The organism is Salifodinibacter halophilus (assembly GCA_012999515.1).
Classification (GTDB): domain Bacteria; phylum Pseudomonadota; class Gammaproteobacteria; order Nevskiales; family Salinisphaeraceae; genus Salifodinibacter; species Salifodinibacter halophilus.
In genome coordinates this window covers 1-268 of the sequence record JABEEB010000295.1, presented here as the reverse complement: position 1 = coordinate 268, position 268 = coordinate 1, and the positions used below count along the sequence as shown (strand labels likewise).

The 268-nt window shown below is 61.6% G+C and carries 1 protein-coding gene; it reads left to right on the top strand.

The genetic code is table 11. The features are described 5' to 3' along the window. Positions 1–137: hypothetical protein (locus HKX41_11735; GenBank protein NNC24804.1), on the top strand; the 137-nt coding region annotated here is incomplete at its 5' end. Between the last annotated feature and the right edge of the window lie 131 nt (positions 138–268).

Sequence of the window (268 nt, the reverse complement as noted above, 5' to 3'; positions counted from 1 at the left end):
TGGACGGCATCAAGACCAACATCCCGCTGCAGCAGCGCATCCTGTCGGACGCCGGCTTCCAGCAAGGCGGCATGAACATCCACTACCTCGAGAAGCGGCTCAAGGAGCAGAAGGAAAAGACGATCGCGATCGTCTGATCCCTCCGCACCGCCGCCGCAACGACAAAACCCCTTCCGCAAGGAAGGGGTTTTTGTTTGCGTCCGTTGCTGTCGCCTTCGCTCTTAGCTCTTAGCTCCCCCCGCCGCCCCGAGCTCGCCACAGACAACCG